We start from the raw sequence: 22,839 nt of genomic DNA on the forward strand, positions 1-22,839 counted from the left end.
AAGCGCTCAATATCAAACCCGGTAAGTTTCATGGCGATTGGAACTATACGCTTCTTCCTCGCTCTTAATCGGTAACTTAATTCTTGCCCATGCCTAACGTGAAGAGACGTACCCCTGGTTTATGGATCACGACAAATGGTGGGGTGAAACGTTGCCCGCGAGTTAAATTCGTCACGACGATTTCATAGCGAGTCTTTTCTTGTCCTTGTGCAGCCGCCGGTGAGGCTCCGTTCACCACGATCATGGTCGTCATGGCGATGATGAAGGCAGAGAGTTTTTTCATGAGCACCAACCCTTACGTGAGACAGTCCAGAATTGTATACGAGGAAACCGCGATAACGAAGACGCTTTATGATTGACGATCAGGCCTACCGGCATATTCATCGCTGACACCTCTTCACAGGGGCCTTGCCAAACACAGAGGGCATCGTTACGGGTGAGACCATTCATTACCCCCCTGAAAAACCAGTGAGGATGCGTACGAATGACAAAACTTCCGGCCTACGATCCAACTGATCCGCGGTACTACGACGAGAAAGACCTACGTTCAGAAGTAGAACGCATCTTTGGGCTGTGTGCAGACTGCCGCCTGTGCAACAAATTCTGCGGCAGTTTTCCCAAGATGTTCGAGGCTGTGGATAACTATTGTACCGATGAAAAATACGCCGAGGTCGATATCAAGAAATTTACCGCCGCGGATGTCAAAACCGTCGTCGACATGTGCTTCCAGTGCAAACTGTGTGACATCAACTGCCCCTATACACCGAGTAGTAACCATGAATGGGCGATCGATTTTCCTCGCCTGATGGCGCGCGCAAAAGCTATAGAGGTCAAAAAGCATGGCGTCCCGTGGCAAGACCGTTTGCTGGGCAACCCGGACCTCATCGGAAAATTCGCCCGCTGGACTGCACCCATTGCCAACTGGGCGAATGAGAACACCGCACACCGCCTTTTCATGCAAGGTGCCCTGGGAATTCACCGAGATAAGAAACTGCCACCGTTTTATTGGAAGACATTTGCCGCCCGGTTTCGTTCATCATGGAAGAATCCTCAAGGGGAACCGAGCGCAAAGATCGCTTTCTTCGCCACGTGTTTTGTCAACTACAACGCTCCAGGCTTAGGCATGGACACACTCGAAGTGATGGCACGCAATAACGTCGATGTCGTCTTCGCTTATGAACAGTGCTGTGGAATGCCGTTGTGGCACAATGGCGATATGGATGGTGCGATTGCCGCGGCACGCAAGAACGTCGTAGCCCTCCTTCCTCACGTCAACGCTGGCCGGACTATCGTGGCAACGAACCCAACCTGCTCACAAATGTTGCGCGTAGAGTACCCTCGACTCTTGGGCACTGAAGATGCCAAGACCGTCGCCAAGAAAACCACTGACCCGACCGAATTTCTTGCGTCACTCGCCGCTCAGGGGAAGCTTAACCGCGAGTTCAGGACGAGCGCAGGTACAGTGGCATATCACATGCCGTGCCATCTCCGCGCACAAAATATCGGCTACAAGACACGTGATGTGTTGTCGTTGCTCCCGAACACAAAAGTCGAGGTGATCGAAGCCTGTTCTGGTCACGACGGTACCTGGGCGATGAAAAAAGAAAATTTTGAAGCCTCACTCAAATGGGGTGGAAAAGCGTTTCGCGATATCACCAGTATCAAACCGGATGTGAGTTGTTCGGATTGCCCTATGGCCGCGATCCAAATCCAGCAAGGGACGGGGCGTAAACCCTTGAACCCTATCGAAATTTTGGCCAAAAGCTATCGTGGTGAACAGATTATCGGCAGGGATAAATAGCTAGTGGTGATTGCCGCATTGAAGCAGGATACGAGCAACATGCAGCTCCTGTCCCTTCAGACTGTTATTTTTTACTTGCACCAGCGCTAGAGAGGGGTTAAGAAGAGAGGGACAGGGCGAAAATACATGGCCTTGGCAAACGGAAGATCGTTGCTAAGGGAAAGGGGACAGTATGAAGCAAGGGAGTTTTGCACAGTTCACGTTTGCAGCCATTATCGCGGGTGGGCTAGCGCTTGCCACCCTTGGCGGGTGTGCTAACGAACAGGCCACTGAAGCCGGGAAAGGCGTGCTTGATGCAGCGAAGGAGAAAGCCGCCACTGCAGCAGGAAAAACCGGGCAAGCAGTAGATGCCGCCAAACAAGCAGCGAGTGACACGGCCACAGCCGCGAAAGAAGCCGCTTCACAAACTGTCGAACACGCAGTTGATGCGACCAAGCAACAACTAGAAAATGCTACTGACGCCGCCAAACAAGCAGCGAAAGATACTGCGGCCGCTGCCGTAGGCGCAGTAGGAGATGCCGCACAAGCCGCTGGGAATGCCGCCAAGGCTGCTGGTGATGCGACCAAAGAAATGACAGAACGAACTGAGGAAAAACTCCAGGGCGGCGGTCGCTAAGAGGCTGCAGAAGTCCACCGAAAGTATTCCTGCGAGCGGAGCGAAGTAATCCTTATCATCTGTTCTGGTGATTCTGCGATTGCTTCGTCGCCTCTGGTTGCTCGCAATAACAGTTTGTCACTACTTTTCAGACGATCTTTAAGATTACGATACTGGCGCAGCTACGGCGGTGTAGCAAGCTACACCGCCGTAGTATTTTTTGCCACAGCTGGAGAAAAACGTAAGCGATCGACGACTACCGCCGCTGTAATGGTTCCAGCGTCACATCTAAAGGACGCGCCCCAGCGGTAATACGACGCGGGTCCGGTCCATAGGCACGTAACTGGTACGCTTTCATTTCTGCAATTTCAAAGGGCCCTTTCCAGACCGTACAGCGCCCAACAAAACGCGCCAGCAGCGCCAGATAATTCGCTTTGGTATGGCTATAGAAAAACGTCTTCTGTAGCATGCGCGCAATATATTGCGAACTGTTAATCCAATCGCCATGCAGTACCACCGCATAGTGAGGTGGCCGTCCAGACTCATGGCGGAGATTTCCACGTGAAAAGGTTTTCCGTAAACTGCGCTTCAGTGTGCGGGCATCACGCATGGTTTAGACCTCTTCTCTTCGTAAAAATGCTAATACCCTGCAGCTTCGTATGGTCCCAGTCCTCGTTTGTAGATCAGCAGACGACGCTCAAACCGGCACACTTCCTCGCCACGCTGATTCACGGCTCGTGTCCGAATATGCAACACGCCTTGGGTCGGACGTGATTGCGACTCTCGTTTCCCTAACACTTCTGACTCGGCATAGATCGTATCACCAGCCATGACAGGGGTGGGGAACTCGATATTTTTCCAGCCGAGATTGGCCACCACTTTGTTAAACGTTTTCGTTGTTAATGCGGTCACGACACTCAACACAAACGTTTCGCCGATGACCTGCTGTCCGCCGTATACGTTCTCGTTATACACAGCGTCGACGACGCGCGGAGAAAGGTCAGCAGCGCGCATCGTGTGAAGACGATTCTCGTCCGCAGTCAGCGTTCGCCCTGGGCGATGCTCGAAGATGTCGCCTTCCTCGAAATCGTCATACTCTACCCCAGCGATCTCGATGTAGCTGTTATCGGATAACTTTCTGTGAGAAGCGAACGTCGCCATATGCACCTACTCTTTTAGAGAATCATTAGTATTGGATTTTGTCAAAGGGGACATACCTCTTTCTATAGACAAGAAGATCATACTCCATCGAGCAGATAACCGTCCCCTGTTGATTGACTCCCCTGGTGATGACCGTCAGCTTACCGCAGGTCGGATCATTTGGAACCTCTTGTTTTTCCTTTATTTCTGTCTCAGCATAGAGAGTGTCACCGCCAAACACAGGACGAGTCATACTAATATCAGCCCACCTAAGGATGCGAATTTTTTTAGCAAAGGTCTTCCAGGTCAGCCCAATGAGCCGTTGCAGGGTAAGGGTACTCACAACCAGCGGCTTGGTAAATTCGGTGGTTGACGCATAACGTTCATCAAAATGGATCATCGCTTGATTAAGTGTATCCATAGATTCTTCAACATTATCTTGTTGAGAAACGGTTAAACCTGGGCGATGTTTGAACACCTGGCCAGTCGCAAAGTCCTCAAAATCGAGACCAAAGCGTTCGCGGTAGCGCTTTTCACCGACTTTCACATGCGAAGTAAAAGCAAGCTCAGTCATACGTTGATTCTCTCCTCCTTTGTGCCTGATCGGCCATGAATCATCGGTATGCCGAAGTTACCCTACCAAGAAACCGCAGGTGGTGGTAGAGGAGAAGACAGGAGGTGAGAGTGAAACTGAGAACGCTTTTAGGTGTGGTCGGAATACTGGTATTCGTGTCGGCTTGTAGTTATCCCCAACAAAGACTACAGGCCTGGAAACAGGAGTTTCAACGCGAAGTCGCGCGCACGGAAGAGCGACGCAAATCTCCAGAAGAAAAGTGTGAACAACGCGGCGGCGTATTCAATAACGAGTTGTGTTATACCCCAGATGCCAGCGGTGCAACCTTTAGCCAAGCAGACTGTCGGTTACGTGGGGGCCTGTATATCGACGAGCGATGTTTGTTCGCTCCGGTAGGGAAATAGTCAGTCGTCAGTATTCTGACAAAGAGCAAGGGCACGGCAGTCCGTGCCCCTCCACAATACACAGGCGCGCCTTACACCGCTGCGGCAACCGCTCCCTCTTCCACCGGTGGCACGTCGTACTTAAAGACAAGCCCGTCTTCGCCCAAATCGACCTCGGCATTGCCTCCGTTCTGGAGTCTGCCAAAAAGAATTTCATCGGCCAGGACTTGCTTAATTTCCTTCTGGATGAGGCGTGCCATGGGCCGCGCACCGAAGGTTTTGTCATACCCCTTCTCTGCGAGATATTTGCGCGCGGCGGGCGTAAGCGTGATCGTTACTTTCTTTTCAACAAGCTGCTGGACAACTTCGGCAACAAATTTATCGACGACCTTTTCGATCGCCTCTGGTACGAGTGGACCAAACGTCACCGTTGCATCTAAGCGGTTACGGAATTCAGGACTAAACAGACGTTCCAGTGCTTGTTCACCTTTGCCGAGATTAGAACGATCGCCAAAACCGATCGAGGCCGAGGCCATTTCTCGGGCACCAGCGTTACTCGTCATGATCAGAATGACATGACGAAAGTCCGCTTTCTTGCCATTGTTATCGGTTAGCGTGGCATGGTCCATGACCTGCAAAAGAATATTGAACAAATCAGGATGGGCCTTCTCAATTTCATCAAGCAGTAACACCGCGTGAGGATTGCGCGTAATCGCCTCGGTGAGCAATCCGCCTTGGTCGAAACCGACATACCCCGGAGGCGCCCCGATCAAGCGCGAAACCGTATGCTTCTCCATGTACTCACTCATGTCGAAGCGCAAGAACTGCAGTCCTAGGGTTGCCGCCAACTGCTTCGCGACTTCGGTTTTTCCTACACCGGTTGGGCCAGTGAAAAGAAACGACCCAACTGGCTTTTCTGGGTGGCCTAGTCCAGCGCGAGAGAGCTTGATGGCCGTCACCACCGTCTGGATCGCTTTATCTTGCCCAAAGACCACTCGCTTGAGATCGGCGTCGAGATTCTGTAAGCGCTCCTTGTCAGATACCGACACGCTACGCGGGGGAATTCGTGCGATCTTGGCAACAACGTCTTCGATGTCCGTATCTCTCACTGTGCGATCTACAGTCGCAGCCTTAATTTTGAACGAAGCTCCCACTTCGTCGATCACATCAATAGCTTTATCAGGCAGGAAACGGTCATTGATATATTTCGCGGATAGCTCTGCTGCCGCACGTAACGCTTCTGGGGTGTACGTCACATTGTGATGTTTCTCGTAATGATCCTTCAATCCTTCAAGAATTTGCACGGTCTCATCGACACTCGGTTCATGCACCTCAATCTTCTGGAAGCGTCGTGCAAGCGCGCGATCACGCTCGAAATAGCTGCGATATTCGTGATAGGTGGTTGCACCGATACAACGGAGAGAACCCGAGGTAAGAGCAGGCTTCAGGATGTTTGACGCATCCATTGAACCACCACTGGTCGCACCAGCTCCGACAATCGTGTGAATCTCATCGATAAACAAGATGGCTTCGGGACGTTTCTTCAATTCGTTCAGCACGGCTTTCAGCCGTTCTTCGAACTGGCCGCGAAATTTTGTCCCTGCCAGTACCGCTCCCATATCGAGCGAGTAAATCGTCGCATCTTTCAGTACCTCGGGCACCTCACCTTTGGCGATTTGCAGAGCCAGTCCATCAACGATTGCCGTCTTCCCGACGCCCGAATCTCCGACATAAATAGGATTATTCTTACGCCGTCGACATAAAACGTGGATCGTTCGCTCAAGCTCGTTCTGCCGACCAATCAGTGGGTCAATGAGTCCGTCTTTCGCTCGTTGCACAAGGTTTGACGCAAACGCCTCAAGCGGGTTCTTCACTGGTCTGGCTTCGTCTTCGTCATCCGGGGCCGGAGCATGGTCATCTGCACGCGAAGCCGGAGTTTCCTCGTCTTCTGTCGGAATCTTCGAAATGCCGTGCGAAATGTAGTTCAACACATCGAGTCGAGCTATACCTTGTCGTTGTAACAAGTAGAGAGCATGGCTATTCTCTTCACGGAACAGGGCTACCAGCACATTACGACCTTCGACAACTTCTTTCCCGCTCGATTGCACGTGCGCCGCCGCTCTTTGTAAGACACGTTGGAAACCGAGTGTCTGCTGAGGCTCGGCGTCGACACCGTCAGGCAGCTGTTCGATATTATCCTTGAAGAAATCTTCCAAATCGCGTTGGAGCGCTTTCACGTTGCCACCACAGTGGCGAATGATCGTGGCGACCGCGTCATCGAACGTCAGCGCATAAAGGATATGCTCCAAGCACAGATACTCGTGGTGGCGACGCTTCGCTTCTTTAATCGCTAGAGAAAACGTGGCTTCTAATTCTCGGCTCAGTCGTAACATTCCTTCATCCCCTCGTGACGCAAAAAACATAGCGCGTCAAACGCAAAATACCAACTGAAGTCGTACTCACAATCGGGAAAAGCTGCGGTGTCTTCACGCTTCTTCCATGCTGCACTTTAATGGGAACTCGTATTCCTTTGCCAGTTCATGCACCCGGTTCACTTTCGTTTCGGCAACTTCGTGCGTATAGACCCCAGCAACTCCGACTCCCTTGCGATGCACATGCAACATAATCTGGGTCGCTTTCGTGGACTCATGATGAAACACCGACTGGAGGATATAGACGACAAATTCCATCGTTGTGTAGTCATCATTATGGAGCAGGACCTTATACAAAGGCGGTTTCTTGAGCTTCTTCTCAGTTTCGGTAACAACGCCATGGTCAAAATCAGGATTGGTGTCGCTCGGGTTTTTCATACTCCGTGCCTTTTATAGTTGAGCGATAATACCCCCCTCATACCTGGATCACTTTCCAGGGTCAATTTCTTTATCCTTTCCTTGAGCAATATTTTTCCGAGAACCTCATAATATACGCGTAGCACGAGCCACGCTATTATAGAACTCCAAGAAGGGCACTTACTTGGTTACGGTGTATTCCGTAATAAAAATTTCGTCGGTAAATTTTACAAACCTACATATCACTCTTTTCTTTTCTTATACTTACAAGGATTTTACCCTAATTCCCCGGCTTTTTGTCGGAATATTTTACACTTATAAACTTTTCTGCCACGCTCAAGCTATGAAGAGCCAATCGGGCATCTAGTGTGATTAATTTAGATATCAAATAAATCACCCCTAAAGCTTTTGTCTGTGATTTTTTGCTATTGATTGCAACTTTACCAATGAAAATAGATAGTTACCAAACATACGACAGACGCTCGTACAATAGCGAGAGACAAACAGGTGTAGCAGAATGAACCTCGCTACCCAATCACATTCATCACTCTGGGATGACGATGAAGACCGAGACAGTACTTTTTTCCACTACCCCAATTCTCTGACGTACAACTTTCTTGCATAACAGCAAAACACACAGTGCTGTGATCGTCAGCCTTTTTTACGCTTTTCCGTATCTTTCGCCTGTAGACAGGTAGAGAGGCGACGAAAACAATTGCAATAACTACAGTTTTCCCTAGGCACAAAATTTGCGCTCTCTACAATTCACCTGCACCTAACATATATCAGCAGGAAGGAGGAAGTCATGAGGCAGTTTAAGTTGTTGGTTTTGACGGTGGCGGCACTGCTCTCGATCAATGGTCTTGCTCAAGCAAGCACGATTGATATCAATTCGTTGATCAACAAGGGCACTATCACCGCAGACAGTTTGACAGGGTCACTCTCTGCACAAGTCAACGGGAATACAGTAGACCTCGGTGCCAATGCCAAAGCCAATTATAATTCAGAAACCGGTCGCACGTTTGCATCAGCAAGTGGGACAGGAACGAATGGATCGACATTTACCGTGTCACTGAACGGCGACCCAGATCCAGAAATTATCTGGACTGCATCAATGACTGCAGGTACCACGGACACAACTTACCTTTTCACGTTCATTCAGCCGTTCATTGGCGGACCATACGGGACCCTCCATTCAGACGTCAGTGGCAGCACGACAGCAAGCAATTCAGGAGGTGCTGGCGTGCAAGTAACTAATATCGGTCTCCAGGTCGGTACTGATCCAGGGACCATCTACGACCACCTCGTTAATGGGTCTTGTTCTACTGGAGGCGGTTCACAACTCTGTCCTGCATTTGCTGACCTCAATATTAACCCACTCAACCCGCCCACTGACTCAATCGGCAATATGAAAGTGGTCTTCGGCGCGACGGTGAGTGCCTTTGATGCAGCCACCTTCAACGGGAAGCTCACCCTTGATGGACAAGTTCCGGAACCAGGCACAGTGATTCTCCTCGGTTCTGGCTTGATCGCCCTTGCATGGCTGAGACGCAAACAGACCAACTCATGACCTGATCTACTCGTTCAACCAACGGGAGCGTAGATAATCCTCACAACGGGCGTCGGGAATCATCTCGACGCCCGTTGCTTTTGTGCTTCGTAGTTTGCCAATACCCAGGCTTTTCTGGTATCCCTATCGGCTAAGTAGGTACCAGGTATCAACTGGACCTATATTTCCCCTCAGGAGCAATTATGTCGGATACGCACGAACAAGGTTCGGTCTTTGTCGATGCTCAATCGTATCGCTTACCTGAAACCGTGAGCCCGGAGCGCTATCAGCTGCGTCTCACCCCCGACCTCACATCTTTCACCTTTGCAGGCGAAGAAACGGTATCCCTCACTATCCACGAACCGGTCTCAGAAATTACGCTGAATGCCGCAGAACTCACCATTAGCACGGTAACAATCACCGGAACTCACGGTGTGTCCCACAATGGCACGGTACGCTTGGATGACGCAAACGAGCGCGCGATCTTCACGTTTCCGCAAACACTTTCTCCTGGTGCGTGGCAACTGCACTTACGGTTTGCTGGTACTCTCAACGACAAGCTACACGGCTTTTACCGGAGTACGTATAAAGACGCGAATGGGCAGGAAAAAACCCTGGCAAGTACTCAATTCGAATCAACCGATGCCCGACGTGCCTTTCCCTGCTGGGATGAGCCCGCAGCAAAAGCCATATTTCAGTCAACACTTGTCATTAATAAGCATTTGACAGCGATCTCAAACACCGCCGTTGTGCGTGAAACACCGATCCCTGGAACCGAGAAAAAAGAAGTCGTGTTTGCAGATACCATCAAAATGTCGACCTATTTGGTCGCGTTCATCGTGGGAGAATTTGAGGGGACACCACCCGTGTTTGTCGATGGGAAACCGCTCCGCGTGTGGGCGATTCCTGGCAAACGCGACTTAGCCAAATTCGGTCAAGACATCGGGGCTGCGTCCTTACAGTTTTTCAGCACGTACTACAATTATCCCTACCCTGGCGACAAGCTCGACCTTATCGCCATTCCTGATTTCGCGTCAGGAGCGATGGAGAATCTCGGTGCCATCACTTTTCGTGAAACTGCACTGCTGGTCGATGTACACCAGGCAACTCGCAGCGAACTTGAACGCGTCGCTGACGTCGTCTCACATGAAAATGCCCATATGTGGTTCGGTGACCTTGTCACAATGCGCTGGTGGAATGGGTTGTGGCTGAACGAGGCATTCGCCACGTTCATGGAAATGCTCGCAGTCGACCATTGCAAGCCCGAATGGCAGCGCTGGACGAGTTTCGCCGTCTCACGTGCAGCAGCCATGCTCGTTGATGGCCTCAACAGCACCCGGCCCATTGAATACCCGGTTCGCTTACCAGCCGATGCGGCTGGCATGTTCGACATTCTCACCTATGAAAAGGGCGCATCTGTCTTACGCATGCTGGAACAATATCTTGGTGCCGAGGTTTTTCGTCAGGGCATCGTCCGTTATCTCCGCAAGCATGAGTACGCGAATACAGAGACCACCGACCTCTGGGATGCTATCGAAGAATCGGCACAGCAGCCTGTCCGTACGCTAATGGACTCCTGGGTGTTTCAGCCTGGCTATCCACTCATCACCGCCGAGATGGACCACAATGTCCTGCTCTTACGGCAGCAACGGTTTCTCTATTTGGCGAATACAGCCGCGGACGAGCAACGCTGGCAGGTGCCCATCTTTCTTCGCGTAAAAACTGCGGCAGGCGTACAAGAACAACGCCTCTTGCTCACTGATCGTGAAATGCGCATCCCGCTCCCTGCAGCGCCCGAATGGGTCGTGGTCAATGCCGGTGGACCGGGGTTCTATCGCGTTCGCTACTCGCAAGACCTGCTAACGCGTCTCACGCGTGCCTCGCAAACAGCACTCTCAGCGGTAGAACGCTTCAACCTGATCAATGACACCTGGGCGGCCACTCTTGCCGGGCTGACGCCAGTCGTCTCGTATCTCGATCTCCTCCAGATCTTCCGTGAAGAGACCGACCACAACGTGTGGACCGCGATGCTCGGATCGTGTCACTACTTGTATCGACTCCTTGATGCCGAGCAGCGTACAGGCTTGCAGGGGTTTCTCCGCGCCTTCCTCCGTCCGATTACACAAAAACTCGGTTGGGATCCGTCCCCCGGAGAAAATGAACTCACCCGTCAGTTACGTGGTGAACTCCTGAATGCATTAGGGACACTCGGAAATGATCCTGCGACACAGAACGAAGCGAAAGTTCGTTACCAGCAGTACAGAACGACACCCAACGCGGTTGACCGCAACATTGTCCCTGCCTTGGTTGCTATTCTCGCTCACATGGGAAGTCGCGCAGAGTATGAAGAGTTTCATGCCAATGTCGGTAGCGCAAAGACTCCGCAAGAAGAACAACGCTATCTGTTCGCGCTCGCCGCCTTCCGACATACGGACTTGCTTGACCGCACCCTCACGATGACGATCAATGGGGAGGTGCGCACGCAAAACGCGCCGTATCTTATGCGGGCACTGCTCTTGAACACTGATGGCCGCGAGCATGTCTGGAAGTTTCTCACACAGCACTGGGACGAGATGATACGCCAGTATCCTGACAACTCGATCGTCCGTATGGGCGAAGGGATTACCGCCCTAGTGACTCCTGCGCTCGAAGCCGACGTACAGGCATTCTTCTCTTCACATCCAGTCAAACAAGGGGCGAAGACGATGGAGCAGCATTTGGAGAAGCTGCGCATCGCGGTTGCGTGTAAGCAGCGAGAGGAAAAGAGTCTGACGACGTACCTGGCTCGTCTCCAGTAGAGCCAGAACAGACAACTCTCACGTGAGCCGCCTCTGTCATGGTAAGGGCGACGACGCAGTCTGTGTATGCTATCAGGCTGCGTCGTCGCCTCAGGCTCCTCGCAAGGGCAGCGTGTTCCTACTTTTCAGCTCACCTCTCAGCGAAGCCTCTCCTTCCTAAATCAAACCACCCGAGATTGGTACATTTTGGCTGGTCACCGGAGAGGCCGTCGCGTGCGCCATGCGCACGGGAATCAAAGCTGGCAAGCGCGTCGTGCGCATGGCGCACGCCACCCCAACTGTACGAATGTTCCGTGGTTCGATTTCGTCTCGTTCACGTTGTGCATCTCACGACACGCCTCGTTGCTGACCTCAATTCTCGATTGTTTCCTATCGCTCTCCGTTCACAGATCATCAGAGTTTTCATTTTGTTGTTACTTATGTGACAGGCACAAAAAGTCGCAAAAATTGAGACGATAAATCGCTGGTTCATACTGCACAGATCTGCTAGCGTTTTCTCAGAGGCGCTATGAAAGAACTGATCGGCATCGTGATAGGGCTCCTGACCTTCTTCTTGCTCGTATCACTATGCGTGAGTAACTACGGACGCACTCCTTCTGCTCAACGGAAGATCACTGGTACGCACGTCACACGACTACCAGCCCCCGAGAAAACGCAATCCCTAGCTCCCACTCCTGTCCCCCCAGTAGCCTCTTCTGCTGCGGTAGCTGCTGCCGCAGCAGCCGCAACTCCTCTCGTTAGTGCGGCAGTCCCTGCAGCTGGAGCAGCAACGCCCCACGAACCTGCTCACACCCCGACTTCTTCTCCGCCACCTGCAGGCACGTCTGATCCAGCGTTGGGTTCATTATCCGAGTCGAAAACCTCACTTGGAGTGACGATGACCAGTGATCATGCTGATGCGATGATTGAATTCCAAACTGGCTGTGCGCACATCTCGCGCAGAGGGCAAACCACCTTGAAAGCGCTCCTCTCAGCGTTAACGCGTACGCCGCATTCGCAAGTCGAGATTCGAGGCTATACGGATAACAGTGGTCACCAGCAGTTCAATGAGGATCTCAGCCGCCTACGTGCAGACGTCGTCCGCTACTATCTGATGACACGAGGAATAGAGGCGGCACGTATTCGCACCAGTGGGCATGGCCCCAAATCTCCCATTGCTGATAATCGAACCCCACAGGCCGCCAGCGCAACCGTCGCGTGCAAGTTACTCTCCATGACTCCGCACTGCGGAGCACACGGTGAAAAAGGAGTTTCTCAATGTCACCATTGTTTATGCAAATTCTTTTGTATCTGAGCTCAGCATTTGCTCTCGGAGCCCTGGTGGGATGGCTGACAAAGCAACTCCTTGCTAACCAGGAAAGCCAGCGGACTGATAAAATCTGGGAGAATCGACTCCACGACAAACAGCAAGAGGTGGAAAACGCGCAACAAGAAGTCCGTGATCACGAAGATCAGCTGCAAAGCCTTGAGGAGCAACTCCATGCAGCACGTGCTCGCGTAGAAGAGCGAAGTATCTCTTTAGCAGCCTTAACACGGGACTTTGGAGCGAAGACTTCTGAACTAGCATCGCTGACGTCCCACGTGCGAACGCTGCGAGAGAAGGAGGCGAAAAGTACCGCTGCGTTGTCAGAAGAGCGGCAGCTCTCCCAGCGCCTTGAACATGAAGTTCAGTCCTTACGTCGCGACTTGGCCGACAAAACTGAAGCCCAGCTCCAGATTTCTCGACAGCTACAAGACCAGGAACGCCAGGGCAAACTTATCCGAGAACTCGAAGCAAGTCATAAAACGCAACGAACTCGTTTTGAGACAATCATCCGGACAAAGGATATTGAGTTACAACAGTTGCAGCAGCGATTCTCTGCCCTAGAAGCACAGTTGGCTCGCCTCACTGAGAGCAACGGCAAATTGCGGCACTCTTGCGCTCACTATCAGCGCACTCTAAATGAGAAAGAAACGGCAATTGTTCAACTGCAAAATCGTGTTCATGAATTCGAACCACCGGCTACGCCACCAATCTCCCAGACACCAGAGCCTGATGTCCGCATGCACATGGACACGCGCGACAAAGACAGCGAAATCTCCCGTCTCCGGGCGCGAATCGCTGGTCTGCAATTACTTTTACGCCGAGGCCCTGCTCGCCTCCGCCCTGTCGCTCCTCAAGCCCTCGTTGACATCACCAAGAGCGATACTCGATGAAAATGACCGTCTGACGTTTATTCTTACAGAGCCTGGAAAACAGAGACCGTTCTTTTGAGGAAACGTCGTCTCATCCGGGACCCTTGTTTTCTCTCCCCCTTCAGTTGCATCCTACAGAAAGTGGGGGGTTTTAAATTAGAACTTTCTGTCGTTGTGACTCTCCGCTTGTGCTCCCTCGACAATGAGGATGGCTGTGCATGACGGAAAAGCTTGGAATTATTGTTGGGATTGTCTCTTTTCTCGGGTTTTCGGTGTTTTGTACGTGGCATCATGCGATGTCACCAGAAATGCATCCCTCTTCCAGTAGTTCACCTTCCTCCGCACCACCTACATCACTGGAAGCCCCCTTCTCTTCTGCGGCCCTCCCCTCTTCTACTACTACAACTGTCACTACAACTGAGATACAATCACCAACAACCTTAGACCCCATCCCTCAACCTTCTCCCGCACCAACTGTGCTCCCTCCACAACCTCCAACGGCGTCTCTTCCTCCAGAAACGCTAATTCAAGAAGAGGCTCAGCAACCGGCTGTTCCGCATACGCTTAGAGGGAAGGTCATTGAGTTTGACGCTGGTAGTGATGCACTCTCGACCAAGGGCCGTTTCGCTCTGACCTCTATTCTTGCTATGCTTCGTAATCGTCCTGCGGCACATATCGAAATCACTGGTCACACCGATAATCTGGGCACCGAAGACTACAACATAGACTTGAGCCAGCGCCGCGCCGAGACAGTGAGGTTATATCTCCTCTCTCAGGGGATAGCGGAGGAGCAACTGTCCATGCAGGCATACGGATCTTCTCTCCCCATTGCTAACAACGCCACGCCAGAAGGACGGCAGCGGAATCGGAGTGCTGAAGTTATCGTGCACTCAGACTCTCTTGGGAGCTGAAGGAAGAGGAATATGACTATGTCTCTTGCTCTTATTGCACAACTCTGGCTCTGTCTCCTTTCAGCTTTTGGGCTCGGGTTGTTTGTTGGTTGGCTCTGGAAACAACTGCTCACTTCACGCAAGCGGGATGGCTTCTCACGACCCAAAGAACTCGACTCTACCGAACGCGGAGGAGTCACGAAAGAACGTGAAAGCAACGCTGCGCTGGTCATTCTTCGCAATCAAGTCACTACCGCCACTGAGGCATTGCAGAAGCGAGAAGAAGCTCTAGCGGGACTAACAACTGATCTCGCTGAGAAAATCGCAACGTTATCAGGAACTGTCGCGCAAACTGAGAAACTACACACACGCCTCGCCGAGACTGAAGCGACGCTGCAACAAAACTTGCAATCGACACGAACGCTGGAAGCAGAAGTAAAGGCGCTCCGCAATGAATTGGGGAATAAGCCTGAGGAATTCCGCCTGACACCTCAACACTTTGCCGAACCAAGCTTACGCTACGACACAACCACAGAAAGCGAGGAGCGGATTACTGAATTGATGACCCATCTGCAATCAGTCCTGCAAGAAAAAGAGACAGTCATTAGTGGCCTACATGCTCAGGTGCTCTCGCTGGAACCTCTAAAAACCAAACTTTCAGAATGCACCAGCACCCTCCAAGAAACCGAGACATATTATCAGCAGGAGGTTCGCGACAAAGAAGCGGAAATTATTCGCCTCCAGGCCCAACTGGCCTCCTTCCAACACTCCGTTGCCGAAGGCGCAGAAAACGAAGCGAAGCTAGCGGAATTTAAAGTGCGCTACCAGGCCATCGTGCGAGAAAAAGATGCAATGCTGACTCGTCTTCAATCTCGTATTGCTGGTCTCGAACTGCTTCTCCATCGCAAGAGCGATGCGATTACCGTACCGGTGCAGTTTTCACCGAGTGTGCACCATCGGAGTCCAACCAGTTTTCCCCGGGACTCAATCCTAACGCGAGCAAAAGCATTTTTGAGCGACCTCACTGAGATTAGGAGCCTTGACGAAGCCTATCTGCCAAAACTTCGTGAAGCAGGAATAGCGACAAGAGCGGTGTTATTGGAACGAGGCAGAACTGTCGAAGGACGCAACGAAATTTCCGCCAAAACTGGTATTCCGGCTGAACTCATTCTCCAATGGGTACGTCATGCAGACTTGCTGCGCCTGAACGGCATGTCTGTAACATACGCAGAACTGCTTGATGCAGCAGGCGTGGATTCGGTCACGGCACTCACGAAATGCACCGCAGAAACATTGCACCAGAAGTTTCTCGACGTGAACGCTTCTCGACATCTCTCGCGGATTTTACCCATCCTCGCGCAGATTCGTGACTGGATTGAACAAGCACGCAATCTTCCTCATACTAGCGAAGAGCTGCATTTGTCAGTTGCCGGTCAGACGTCATAGTTCTTACTCTGCTCTCAACATGGATGAAGAGCTGTTCCCCGAAGCGACGCCGGGCTACGACCTCTCTTCGACAGGTCGACTGCTAGCGGATCAGGCTTTTTCGCGCGCAGCTGGCGCCCCGCTGGTCCCTGGCAATAGTCTTCGCTTGCTCAAAGACGCAACCGAGAATTATCCGGCCTGGCTTGAAGCAATTGCCAGCGCAAGGCACCGGATTCACATCGAGAGTTACATTATTCATGACGACAAGGCCTGGTTATGCTACAGGACTAGCCATTAGTTTCGCACTTTTTTGACCCCTCGGAACCCCAGATTTATTGGGGTTTCCCGAGGCAGATGCGATTTTTATCAACACCTTGGTACACCGTAAATGCGCTCAAGAGTCAAAAGAATGGGCGAAATCTTCAATTTTCCCTAATTTTCACTCTCGAAAAGTGCGAAACTAATGACTAGCAGCTCGTTGGTTTTCGATCTCAATCTCATCTGGAAATACGGGAACAGCAATGCCACTGTCCCAGTTCACCAGGATGAGTTGGCGCCCGAGATTCTCCATCTCATACACAATGGTACCGTGGCTTTCTCGCGGCAAATCCCCCTTCACGGTGCGCACCAAATGACGCGTGTGACAACGAAGGCCAGCATGGGTCCGATCGATCATGACACATCCTCCTTACACAGATGTCTCATTTTGATTAAATGTCACCAACCAGCGAAAGTTTCACTCTGAAACTTTCATCCCCCAACGATTCTCTCTATGAGTGAGATCGGGATGTATGAACAAAGCTTTAGACGTTCCTGAAAAATTTCCCTCTCGATCTTGACAGCCAGGCATTGAGCCTCTAAGAACAGCGAGGAACAGTCACGTCTGAAGAGCATCGCAAAGGAAGTAACGTCGCTTTGTGGAACCTCTTGTGCTGATTGCCCCGCGTCCTCCTGGAGGACTCACCCTTCCCGCGCTACGTGAGCAGGTCTTGCACCACGCTTCGTCTGGGTCACAAGTGGTGTTGAATCTACACGAATACACAACGATGACGAGCCTTGAAGCAGCAACGCTGCTGCGGCTCGTTATCGAAGGGCGCGAACAAGGAGTCGACATACGCTTCACCCAGGTGTCACAACACGCTCGACAAGCATTCACTGGTCTCGAAGCCGGACTCCTCAAAGAGGCCGCGCCAACCGCAGAAGACCTGTCTCCGGTTGAAGAAGTTGGAGAACAGACCTTGGAGTTGGTTGCAACAGGGCGACAAATACTTGAAATCGTCGGTGAAATCGCGCACGGTCTCTTCGTCGCCCCCTGGCGTGGCAAAGGGATAAAATGGCATCGTACCAGTGAACAAATCGTGAAAATCGGCGTGGAAGGTGTGCCAATTGTGACCTTTCTGTCGTTTTTGATTGGGGCAGTCCTGGCACTCAACGCGGCAAGCCAACTTCGTCAATTCGGAGCGGCTATCTACATTGCCAATCTCGTTGGTGTCTCAATGTCGCGAGAAATGGCGCCACTGATTACCGCAATCATCGTTGCAGGTCGGAGTGGCTCGGCCATTACCGCCGAACTCGGCACCATGGTGGTGTCGGAAGAAGTTGATGCCATGCGTACGATGGCACTCAGTCCAAGCCGCTTTCTCCTCGTTCCTCGCATGCTCGCCTTACTCGCTGCGGTACCATGCCTCACGGTGCTCTCGAACCTGGCAGGAATTTTTGGTGGGTACTGGGTCGGGGTCATCGTGCTGGGCCTGGGAAGTCGGAACTACGTGCAGCAAACCGCGCAATCCCTGCTCATCAGCGATCTCGTGACTGGTATGGTGAAAAGCCTCGTGTTTGCCCTGCTCATTGGTCTTGTCTCTTGCTACCGTGGATTCTATGTCCGCGGTGGCGCTGAGGGGGTAGGAACAAACACGACGGCGTCAGTCGTTACATCCATCGTTCTCTGTATTCTTGCCGATGCGGTCTTTACGACAATCTTTTTCTACGTAGGATAAGCAGATGGCGACAGGGCCGGAGGCTTTCCCCTATGTCCAAGTAGAGCATTTGGTAGCTCGCTATGGAACTCGTACGATTCTCGATGATGTTTCGATGACCGCGGATCGTGGAGAGATCACCGTGATTCTCGGCGGCAGCGGCTGTGGCAAGAGCACCCTCCTTCGCCATATCGTCGGACTCCTCACTCCCGCTTCCGGACGCGTGCTCATCAATGGCGAGGACTTTCATCGCGCCTCAGAAGATAAGCAAGAGGCAATTCTCCGTAACATCGGCATGTCTTTTCAAGCTGGAGCCCTATTTAACTCAATGTCACTAGAAGACAATGTTGCGCTCCCCATCGTCGAACATGCCGGGGCAGACCAGGCCACAGCCCGCATGCTGGCACGCATGAAGCTTTCTTTGGTAGGGCTGGAACGCGCAGCTCACCTCTTACCTTCTGAAATTAGCGGCGGCATGAAGAAACGTGCAGCCGTAGCCCGTGCGCTGGCTCTTGATCCGGCGTTGCTGTTATTCGACGAACTGTCAGCCGGACTGGATCCCGTCACCGCACGGGAGATCGATGAACTGGTTATCCGGCTGAAAGCACAGTTAGGGGTTACGATTCTCATTGTGACCCACGAACTCAGTAGCATTCAAATGATTGCCGACCAGGCTATCATGCTCCATGCAGGCAAGGTTATTGCCGCTGGTACACTGGCTGAGGTCCGGGCGTTGGATGACCCACAGGTACGCGCATTTTTCGATCGCCAGCCGCGTCCCCTGACCATGGAACGCGGGCTGCTTGATACCCTGCTCGTTGAGGGAGGCTAATATGGGAAAAACCCGTCTCAAAGTAGGTATATTTGTCACTGTGAGTTTCTTTATCTTGGCCGCCGCCGTACTCTGGCTTGCTGGCTCACGGTTTTTTCGCCCGGTGGATAATTACCACATCTTCTTTCACCAATCAGTCAGTGGTCTCTTGCCAGGAGCAGCAGTGGAATATCTTGGGGTAACCGTCGGTAAGGTCGAAGGGGTACACTTGACCCACGAAACTCCACCGCGTGCTGCAGTCACCATTGCGTTGGAGCCAGGAACACCGATCCGCACCGATACGAGCGCGCACCTGATCGGCTCCCTCGTGACCGGTATTCGCTTTGTCGAACTCACTGGCGGTTCAGCAGAAGCGCCACCGCTCGAATTCGGCGGCACGATCCCTGTGAGCACTGGGGAATTTGAACAGTTTCGTGATCAAGCAAGTGAGATCGCAACGCATCTTCTGTTGACGCTTCAGCGCATCGAGCAAGATCTTCTCAACGATGAGAACCGAGCAGCGTTTTCTTCTTTTCTCCGCAATGCATCGCACCTCTCGGAAACTCTCAGCACTTCGCTGGACGATGTCTCCACCCCAGCCACGCGCGCCTCACTCAAAGCGATGGTCAACAACCTGGCTCAGGCAGCCGCGGGCATTAAAAGTGCAACCGAAGCGATTAACGATATTCGTAGCGATATTTACAACGAAGGGCGTGCAACCATCGCGCAGATTCGCCAAACTGCAGCCGTAACCGCCAAACTCGCCGGTGAAACGCGGGAGGTTGTCCAGCATGCCGCTAGCCTTACCAAGCATGCGGACCAACTCGTGATGCGGTTTGACGGCGTTGTGGCGGACAACAACAAAGAGCTTAATCAGCTATTGGTAAACCTGTCTGCGACTTCTCGTCACTTGAAAGAAACGATTAACACACTCAAAGACGATCCTTCAGAACTCGTGTGGGGAAGAAACATACCGGAGAAAGAGATTCCAGACAAATGAATATGCGGTTGTGGCTGACGTGGGGAGTTGCCATGTGGAGCCTGAACCTAGCGGCGTGCAGCGTAACCAAGCCACGGCCCGAGGTGCGCCACTATACGTTAACACTTACGGTGCCCGAGGTTCCCAGTACACGTACAGTCTCACTCGTTGTCCGTTCAATCAGTGCCCGAGACCCGTACGATCAGGAGCGTATCGCGTATCGCTCGTCGCCGTACGCCTTCGACTTCTACAACTACCATCGTTGGGCATCTCCTCCTGGAGAACAAGTCACCACGTGGACACGCCGATACTTACGCGGCAGTGGGCTGTTTGCCCAAGTCTTTCCAAGTTCAGATGCCGCCGCAGATTTTGTTCTTGACGGTGTCGTACAGCAATTCGAGGAAGTTGATAAAACAAACACCTGGGAAGCTGCTACGAGCATAGATTTTTGGCTCGTCCGAGCTGGTGACCGCACCCCGGTGTGGTTCCAGTCGTATTCTGCCACGCAGCAAGCAGCGAAACGCAATCCTGAAGCTATCGCCGAAGCGATGAGTCGCAGTCTTGAGAACATCCTTGCTCGGCTGGTCACTGACCTCACGCCAGTGGTCGTGCCGCGAGCGCCGTGATAGAAGACCCCATGAAGCAATGACCTAAGCGCGCATCAACAAGGAGAGTTTTTTCATGACAGTCACTGAGCGTATGCCTTTTCCTGGTGTCATCGATGCAGATGGCCATATTCTCGAACCCCCAGACCTCTGGGAACGATATTCAGAACCAAAGTACCGTGACCGCGCGATTCGTATCAAAGTCGATGACCGTGGCCTGGAGTACCTTGAACTCGACGGACGTAAGTCGAAACTCAGTTCGCACGGGACTCTTGGATTCCTCGGCGGTATGGGAAAAACGGCAAAAGAGACCATCCCATCGCCAGAGCGCACGTATGTTCGTGGCGCACCGTTTGGGTCAATGGACGCCGCCGAACGGTTGCAACTCCTTGATCAAGAGGGAACAGACAAAGCCCTTCTCTATCCGACCCTCGGCATCTTATGGGAGGCTGAGGTTGAAGACCCAGAAATTTCTTCTGCCTATTGTCGTGCCTACAACCGATGGATTCTCGAGTTCTGCAAAGGTACCAAAGGACGGTTACTCCCTATCGCTCACCTCTCTCTTGGTGATGTCGATGAGGCGGTACGCGAACTCGAACGAACCGTCAAAGAAGGCGCCATCGGCGGGTTTGTCGCTCCGTTTACCATTACCAAGAAACCTCACGGGCATCCGGATCATGACGCGTTGTGGGCTAAGGCGCAAGAATTAGACGTACCGATCGCCATTCATCCAACCCTTGAGCCAGTTGCCACCAATCCACACCTCCGCTTTAAAGACATGGGCCACAAAACTGGCTGGTACTACAACGTCTTTGCCGGATTTGGTTCGCAGATGGCTTTTACCACCTTTTTTCAATATGGCGTGTTTGACCGTTTCCCACAGTTAAAGCTTGTGGTGTTAGAAAGCGGCGCAGGTTGGGTTGGCTTCTGGATTGACCGCATGGATGCATTTTACAAAGTGCCGGTCGGCGCCTCATGTAAGCTCAAAGAGCTGCCCAGCACCTATTTGCGTCGCCAGTGTTGGATCTCCGCTGATCCTGACGAACGAGCGCTCTCTCTGTTAGTTGATTATATTGGCACGGATCGCCTCATGTGGGCTACGGATTACCCACACCCAGATCACGGCGGACACTATGTTCGCGAGCTGAAGGAAATGCTTGCGCCACTTTCACCCTCTGTACAAAAGCAAATTGCGGGTGAGAATGTAAAGAAGCTGTATAAAATCTGATTGTCTTCAGTGCTGGGGACACGACGCATCGTGCCCCTCGCTTCCCTACCGTATTCCCTCCTTCAACGGCCTCACCTGCATCGCTACTCCTTACATTTCTGTGCTTTGCAAAAAAGCAACGAAAATTCGTCATCCTCACGATAATTTCTAAAGGAATACTTCCACTTGACGATAAACACATTAGTCGCCGCTCAACCAGGAGAGAACCACTGACTTCCCAGTTGGAGGCCTCAGGACATCGGAAGAGCGGGAGATTGAAATGTTGTTGAGGAGGATGCAATGCAGTACCAGTGTCCGAGATGTGGAAACACCAAGCAGTTTGTCCAATACCAATGGCAATTACGGAAGCTTGCCGTTGATGGCGACGGAGCGTCCCTGACGCCAGACGAGGTCTGTGCCAATGACGTCGTAGCGGCGATTGCCTGTAGCAAATGTAACACACATGTCCGAGACTTCGGCGTTGATATCAACATTCGCTTTCCCTATGGCACTGGGCCGCTCGATCCGGAAGCACTCTAGCTCGACGACAGTCGCAACCGCATACAGGAGAATTCTATGCTCTCATATTTATTGCTTGGCACTATTACCGGCCTCGTGGTCGCACTCATCCTCGGCATGTTGCCCCGAATGCGCCCCGTGCGGGCGCCTATCTCTCGACCACAGCACGGATTTTCACAAGGTTCAGAATTTCCACCTCGTCAGTAACACGGTGAGGGAACTTTTCTGCAACTGAACCGTTCTCCTCTCTAGAATCCGCCAGACAGGCAGATACATGAAGGAGGTAGATGATATGTTGCATCGCTTGAGTTCAGTTGTTCTTGCGAGTACCCTCGCCGCGGTAACCCTGCTAACTGTTCCTGCTCTCAGCTTCGCGGGGCCAAGACATACTCCGGGCTGGCGTACGCATCACCAGCAAGCACGGATTTATCAAGGCGTGAGACAAGGCCAAATCGGTCCTCGTGAGTATCGGCATTTGGAACGCCAACAATGGCGGACAAATCGCATGCGGCATCGCTTCCGCCACAACGACGGTTCCATCGGACCACGGGAACGGGCCCGGCTCCAGCATCGCCTCAATCACACCAGTCGCAGCATTTATCGTGCGCGTCACAATTAGATCT

Annotated in this window: 23 protein-coding genes and 1 pseudogene; 17 read left to right on the forward strand and 7 right to left on the reverse strand. The window is 52.2% G+C overall.

The window, feature by feature from the left end:
* Positions 1–76: 76 nt before the first annotated feature.
* Positions 77–283: a hypothetical protein gene (locus tag FJ147_02990; protein MBM4254844.1), complete on the reverse strand. Its 207-nt coding sequence runs from the start codon at positions 281–283 to the stop codon at positions 77–79.
* Positions 284–484: 201 nt separating this feature from the next.
* On the opposite strand from FJ147_02990, the gene FJ147_02995 reads away from it, so the two are divergent.
* Both FJ147_02995 and FJ147_03000 read left to right on the forward strand, forming a co-directional pair.
* Entirely contained in the window at positions 485–1,801 is a 1,317-nt protein-coding gene (locus FJ147_02995; GenBank protein MBM4254845.1) for an anaerobic glycerol-3-phosphate dehydrogenase subunit C, read from the forward strand.
* A 172-nt stretch (positions 1,802–1,973) separates the two neighbouring features.
* Positions 1,974–2,417, forward strand: coding sequence for a hypothetical protein (locus FJ147_03000; GenBank protein ID MBM4254846.1), 444 nt, complete (start codon positions 1,974–1,976; stop codon positions 2,415–2,417).
* 235 nt (positions 2,418–2,652) lie between these two features.
* Here FJ147_03000 and FJ147_03005 read toward each other — a convergent pair whose 3' ends face one another.
* The 3 genes from FJ147_03005 to FJ147_03015 are packed head-to-tail and all read right to left on the reverse strand — an operon-like array spanning position 2,653 to position 4,110.
* Positions 2,653–3,006: an ATP-dependent Clp protease adaptor ClpS gene (locus FJ147_03005; GenBank protein ID MBM4254847.1), complete on the reverse strand. Its 354-nt coding sequence runs from the start codon at positions 3,004–3,006 to the stop codon at positions 2,653–2,655.
* 29 nt (positions 3,007–3,035) lie between these two features.
* Positions 3,036–3,557, reverse strand: a complete 522-nt coding sequence (locus FJ147_03010; protein ID MBM4254848.1) for a MaoC family dehydratase — start codon at positions 3,555–3,557, stop codon at positions 3,036–3,038.
* 25 nt (positions 3,558–3,582) lie between these two features.
* The gene (locus FJ147_03015) at positions 3,583–4,110 is read right to left on the reverse strand and encodes a MaoC family dehydratase (GenBank protein MBM4254849.1); all 528 of its coding nucleotides are present in this window, start codon (positions 4,108–4,110) and stop codon (positions 3,583–3,585) included.
* Between the two features lie 110 nt (positions 4,111–4,220).
* Between FJ147_03015 and FJ147_03020 the strand changes: the two genes are divergently transcribed.
* On the forward strand, positions 4,221–4,514 hold the full coding sequence (locus FJ147_03020) for a hypothetical protein (protein ID MBM4254850.1): 294 nt from the start codon (positions 4,221–4,223) through the stop codon (positions 4,512–4,514).
* Positions 4,515–4,585: 71 nt separating this feature from the next.
* Here FJ147_03020 and clpA read toward each other — a convergent pair whose 3' ends face one another.
* On the reverse strand, positions 4,586–6,886 hold the full coding sequence (clpA, locus tag FJ147_03025) for an ATP-dependent Clp protease ATP-binding subunit ClpA (protein MBM4254851.1): 2,301 nt from the start codon (positions 6,884–6,886) through the stop codon (positions 4,586–4,588).
* Between the two features lie 93 nt (positions 6,887–6,979).
* Entirely contained in the window at positions 6,980–7,303 is a 324-nt protein-coding gene (clpS, locus tag FJ147_03030) for an ATP-dependent Clp protease adapter ClpS (protein ID MBM4254852.1), read from the reverse strand.
* 784 nt (positions 7,304–8,087) lie between these two features.
* On the opposite strand from clpS, the gene FJ147_03035 reads away from it, so the two are divergent.
* From FJ147_03035 to FJ147_03065, 7 genes and pseudogenes are all read left to right on the forward strand, one after another.
* On the forward strand, positions 8,088–8,852 hold the full coding sequence (locus tag FJ147_03035; protein MBM4254853.1) for a PEP-CTERM sorting domain-containing protein: 765 nt from the start codon (positions 8,088–8,090) through the stop codon (positions 8,850–8,852).
* 182 nt (positions 8,853–9,034) lie between these two features.
* The gene (locus FJ147_03040) at positions 9,035–11,629 is read left to right on the forward strand and encodes a M1 family metallopeptidase (GenBank protein ID MBM4254854.1); all 2,595 of its coding nucleotides are present in this window, start codon (positions 9,035–9,037) and stop codon (positions 11,627–11,629) included.
* Between the two features lie 508 nt (positions 11,630–12,137).
* Positions 12,138–12,923 carry an OmpA family protein gene (locus FJ147_03045; protein MBM4254855.1) on the forward strand — a complete coding sequence of 262 codons (786 nt, stop codon included), beginning with the start codon at positions 12,138–12,140 and terminating at the stop codon, positions 12,921–12,923.
* A complete protein-coding gene (locus FJ147_03050; protein ID MBM4254856.1) occupies positions 12,887–13,825 on the forward strand; it encodes a hypothetical protein in 939 nt (312 codons plus the stop codon). Before FJ147_03045 ends, FJ147_03050 begins: the two co-directional genes overlap by 37 nt.
* A gap of 197 nt (positions 13,826–14,022) precedes the next feature.
* Positions 14,023–14,715, forward strand: coding sequence for an OmpA family protein (locus FJ147_03055; protein MBM4254857.1), 693 nt, complete (start codon positions 14,023–14,025; stop codon positions 14,713–14,715).
* A gap of 12 nt (positions 14,716–14,727) precedes the next feature.
* Complete coding sequence (locus FJ147_03060; protein ID MBM4254858.1) at positions 14,728–16,140, forward strand: DUF4332 domain-containing protein; 1,413 nt, start codon at positions 14,728–14,730, stop codon at positions 16,138–16,140.
* Between the two features lie 19 nt (positions 16,141–16,159).
* A pseudogene (locus tag FJ147_03065) lies at positions 16,160–16,384 on the forward strand (hypothetical protein).
* Positions 16,385–16,579: 195 nt separating this feature from the next.
* Here FJ147_03065 and FJ147_03070 read toward each other — a convergent pair.
* Positions 16,580–16,795 (reverse strand): hypothetical protein, encoded by a 216-nt coding sequence (locus FJ147_03070; GenBank protein ID MBM4254859.1) that lies wholly within the window; start codon positions 16,793–16,795, stop codon positions 16,580–16,582.
* A gap of 241 nt (positions 16,796–17,036) precedes the next feature.
* Here FJ147_03070 and FJ147_03075 point away from each other — a divergent pair, with 241 nt between their 5' ends.
* The 7 genes from FJ147_03075 (at position 17,037) to FJ147_03105 (ending at position 22,835) form a co-directional block, all read left to right on the forward strand.
* The gene (locus FJ147_03075) at positions 17,037–18,116 is read left to right on the forward strand and encodes an MlaE family lipid ABC transporter permease subunit (protein ID MBM4254860.1); all 1,080 of its coding nucleotides are present in this window, start codon (positions 17,037–17,039) and stop codon (positions 18,114–18,116) included.
* Between the two features lie 4 nt (positions 18,117–18,120).
* Positions 18,121–18,927, forward strand: coding sequence for an ATP-binding cassette domain-containing protein (locus tag FJ147_03080; GenBank protein MBM4254861.1), 807 nt, complete (start codon positions 18,121–18,123; stop codon positions 18,925–18,927).
* Between the two features lies 1 nt (position 18,928).
* Positions 18,929–19,906 (forward strand): MCE family protein, encoded by a 978-nt coding sequence (locus tag FJ147_03085; GenBank protein ID MBM4254862.1) that lies wholly within the window; start codon positions 18,929–18,931, stop codon positions 19,904–19,906.
* Positions 19,903–20,511, forward strand: a complete 609-nt coding sequence (locus FJ147_03090; GenBank protein ID MBM4254863.1) for a hypothetical protein — start codon at positions 19,903–19,905, stop codon at positions 20,509–20,511. The genes FJ147_03085 and FJ147_03090 overlap by 4 nt, the downstream gene beginning before the upstream one ends.
* Positions 20,512–20,566: 55 nt before the next feature.
* Positions 20,567–21,718 (forward strand): amidohydrolase, encoded by a 1,152-nt coding sequence (locus tag FJ147_03095; protein MBM4254864.1) that lies wholly within the window; start codon positions 20,567–20,569, stop codon positions 21,716–21,718.
* 279 nt (positions 21,719–21,997) lie between these two features.
* A complete protein-coding gene (locus FJ147_03100; GenBank protein MBM4254865.1) occupies positions 21,998–22,237 on the forward strand; it encodes a hypothetical protein in 240 nt (79 codons plus the stop codon).
* A gap of 271 nt (positions 22,238–22,508) precedes the next feature.
* Positions 22,509–22,835, forward strand: coding sequence for a hypothetical protein (locus FJ147_03105; protein MBM4254866.1), 327 nt, complete (start codon positions 22,509–22,511; stop codon positions 22,833–22,835).
* Positions 22,836–22,839 lie beyond the last annotated feature (4 nt).

The sequence above is a fragment of the Deltaproteobacteria bacterium genome (genome assembly GCA_016874775.1).
Classification (GTDB): Bacteria; Desulfobacterota; Binatia; order Bin18; family Bin18; genus VGTJ01.

Bases quoted from the DNA above. Each gene is read 5' to 3' on its own strand.
- FJ147_02990 (MBM4254844.1), bottom strand. From the start codon at position 283: ATGAAAAAACTCTCTGCCTTCATCATCGCCATGACGACCATGATCGTG.
- FJ147_02995 (MBM4254845.1), top strand. From the start codon at position 485: ATGACAAAACTTCCGGCCTACGATCCAACTGATCCGCGGTACTACGAC.
- FJ147_03000 (MBM4254846.1), top strand. From the start codon at position 1,974: ATGAAGCAAGGGAGTTTTGCACAGTTCACGTTTGCAGCCATTATCGCG.
- FJ147_03005 (MBM4254847.1), bottom strand. From the start codon at position 3,006: ATGCGTGATGCCCGCACACTGAAGCGCAGTTTACGGAAAACCTTTTCA.
- FJ147_03010 (MBM4254848.1), bottom strand. From the start codon at position 3,557: ATGGCGACGTTCGCTTCTCACAGAAAGTTATCCGATAACAGCTACATC.
- FJ147_03015 (MBM4254849.1), bottom strand. From the start codon at position 4,110: ATGACTGAGCTTGCTTTTACTTCGCATGTGAAAGTCGGTGAAAAGCGC.
- clpA (MBM4254851.1), bottom strand. From the start codon at position 6,886: ATGTTACGACTGAGCCGAGAATTAGAAGCCACGTTTTCTCTAGCGATT.
- clpS (MBM4254852.1), bottom strand. From the start codon at position 7,303: ATGAAAAACCCGAGCGACACCAATCCTGATTTTGACCATGGCGTTGTT.
- FJ147_03035 (MBM4254853.1), top strand. From the start codon at position 8,088: ATGAGGCAGTTTAAGTTGTTGGTTTTGACGGTGGCGGCACTGCTCTCG.
- FJ147_03040 (MBM4254854.1), top strand. From the start codon at position 9,035: ATGTCGGATACGCACGAACAAGGTTCGGTCTTTGTCGATGCTCAATCG.
- FJ147_03045 (MBM4254855.1), top strand. From the start codon at position 12,138: ATGAAAGAACTGATCGGCATCGTGATAGGGCTCCTGACCTTCTTCTTG.
- FJ147_03050 (MBM4254856.1), top strand. From the start codon at position 12,887: ATGTCACCATTGTTTATGCAAATTCTTTTGTATCTGAGCTCAGCATTT.
- FJ147_03055 (MBM4254857.1), top strand. From the start codon at position 14,023: ATGACGGAAAAGCTTGGAATTATTGTTGGGATTGTCTCTTTTCTCGGG.
- FJ147_03060 (MBM4254858.1), top strand. From the start codon at position 14,728: ATGACTATGTCTCTTGCTCTTATTGCACAACTCTGGCTCTGTCTCCTT.
- FJ147_03070 (MBM4254859.1), bottom strand. From the start codon at position 16,795: ATGATCGATCGGACCCATGCTGGCCTTCGTTGTCACACGCGTCATTTG.
- FJ147_03080 (MBM4254861.1), top strand. From the start codon at position 18,121: ATGGCGACAGGGCCGGAGGCTTTCCCCTATGTCCAAGTAGAGCATTTG.
- FJ147_03085 (MBM4254862.1), top strand. From the start codon at position 18,929: ATGGGAAAAACCCGTCTCAAAGTAGGTATATTTGTCACTGTGAGTTTC.
- FJ147_03090 (MBM4254863.1), top strand. From the start codon at position 19,903: ATGAATATGCGGTTGTGGCTGACGTGGGGAGTTGCCATGTGGAGCCTG.
- FJ147_03095 (MBM4254864.1), top strand. From the start codon at position 20,567: ATGACAGTCACTGAGCGTATGCCTTTTCCTGGTGTCATCGATGCAGAT.
- FJ147_03100 (MBM4254865.1), top strand. From the start codon at position 21,998: ATGCAGTACCAGTGTCCGAGATGTGGAAACACCAAGCAGTTTGTCCAA.
- FJ147_03105 (MBM4254866.1), top strand. From the start codon at position 22,509: ATGTTGCATCGCTTGAGTTCAGTTGTTCTTGCGAGTACCCTCGCCGCG.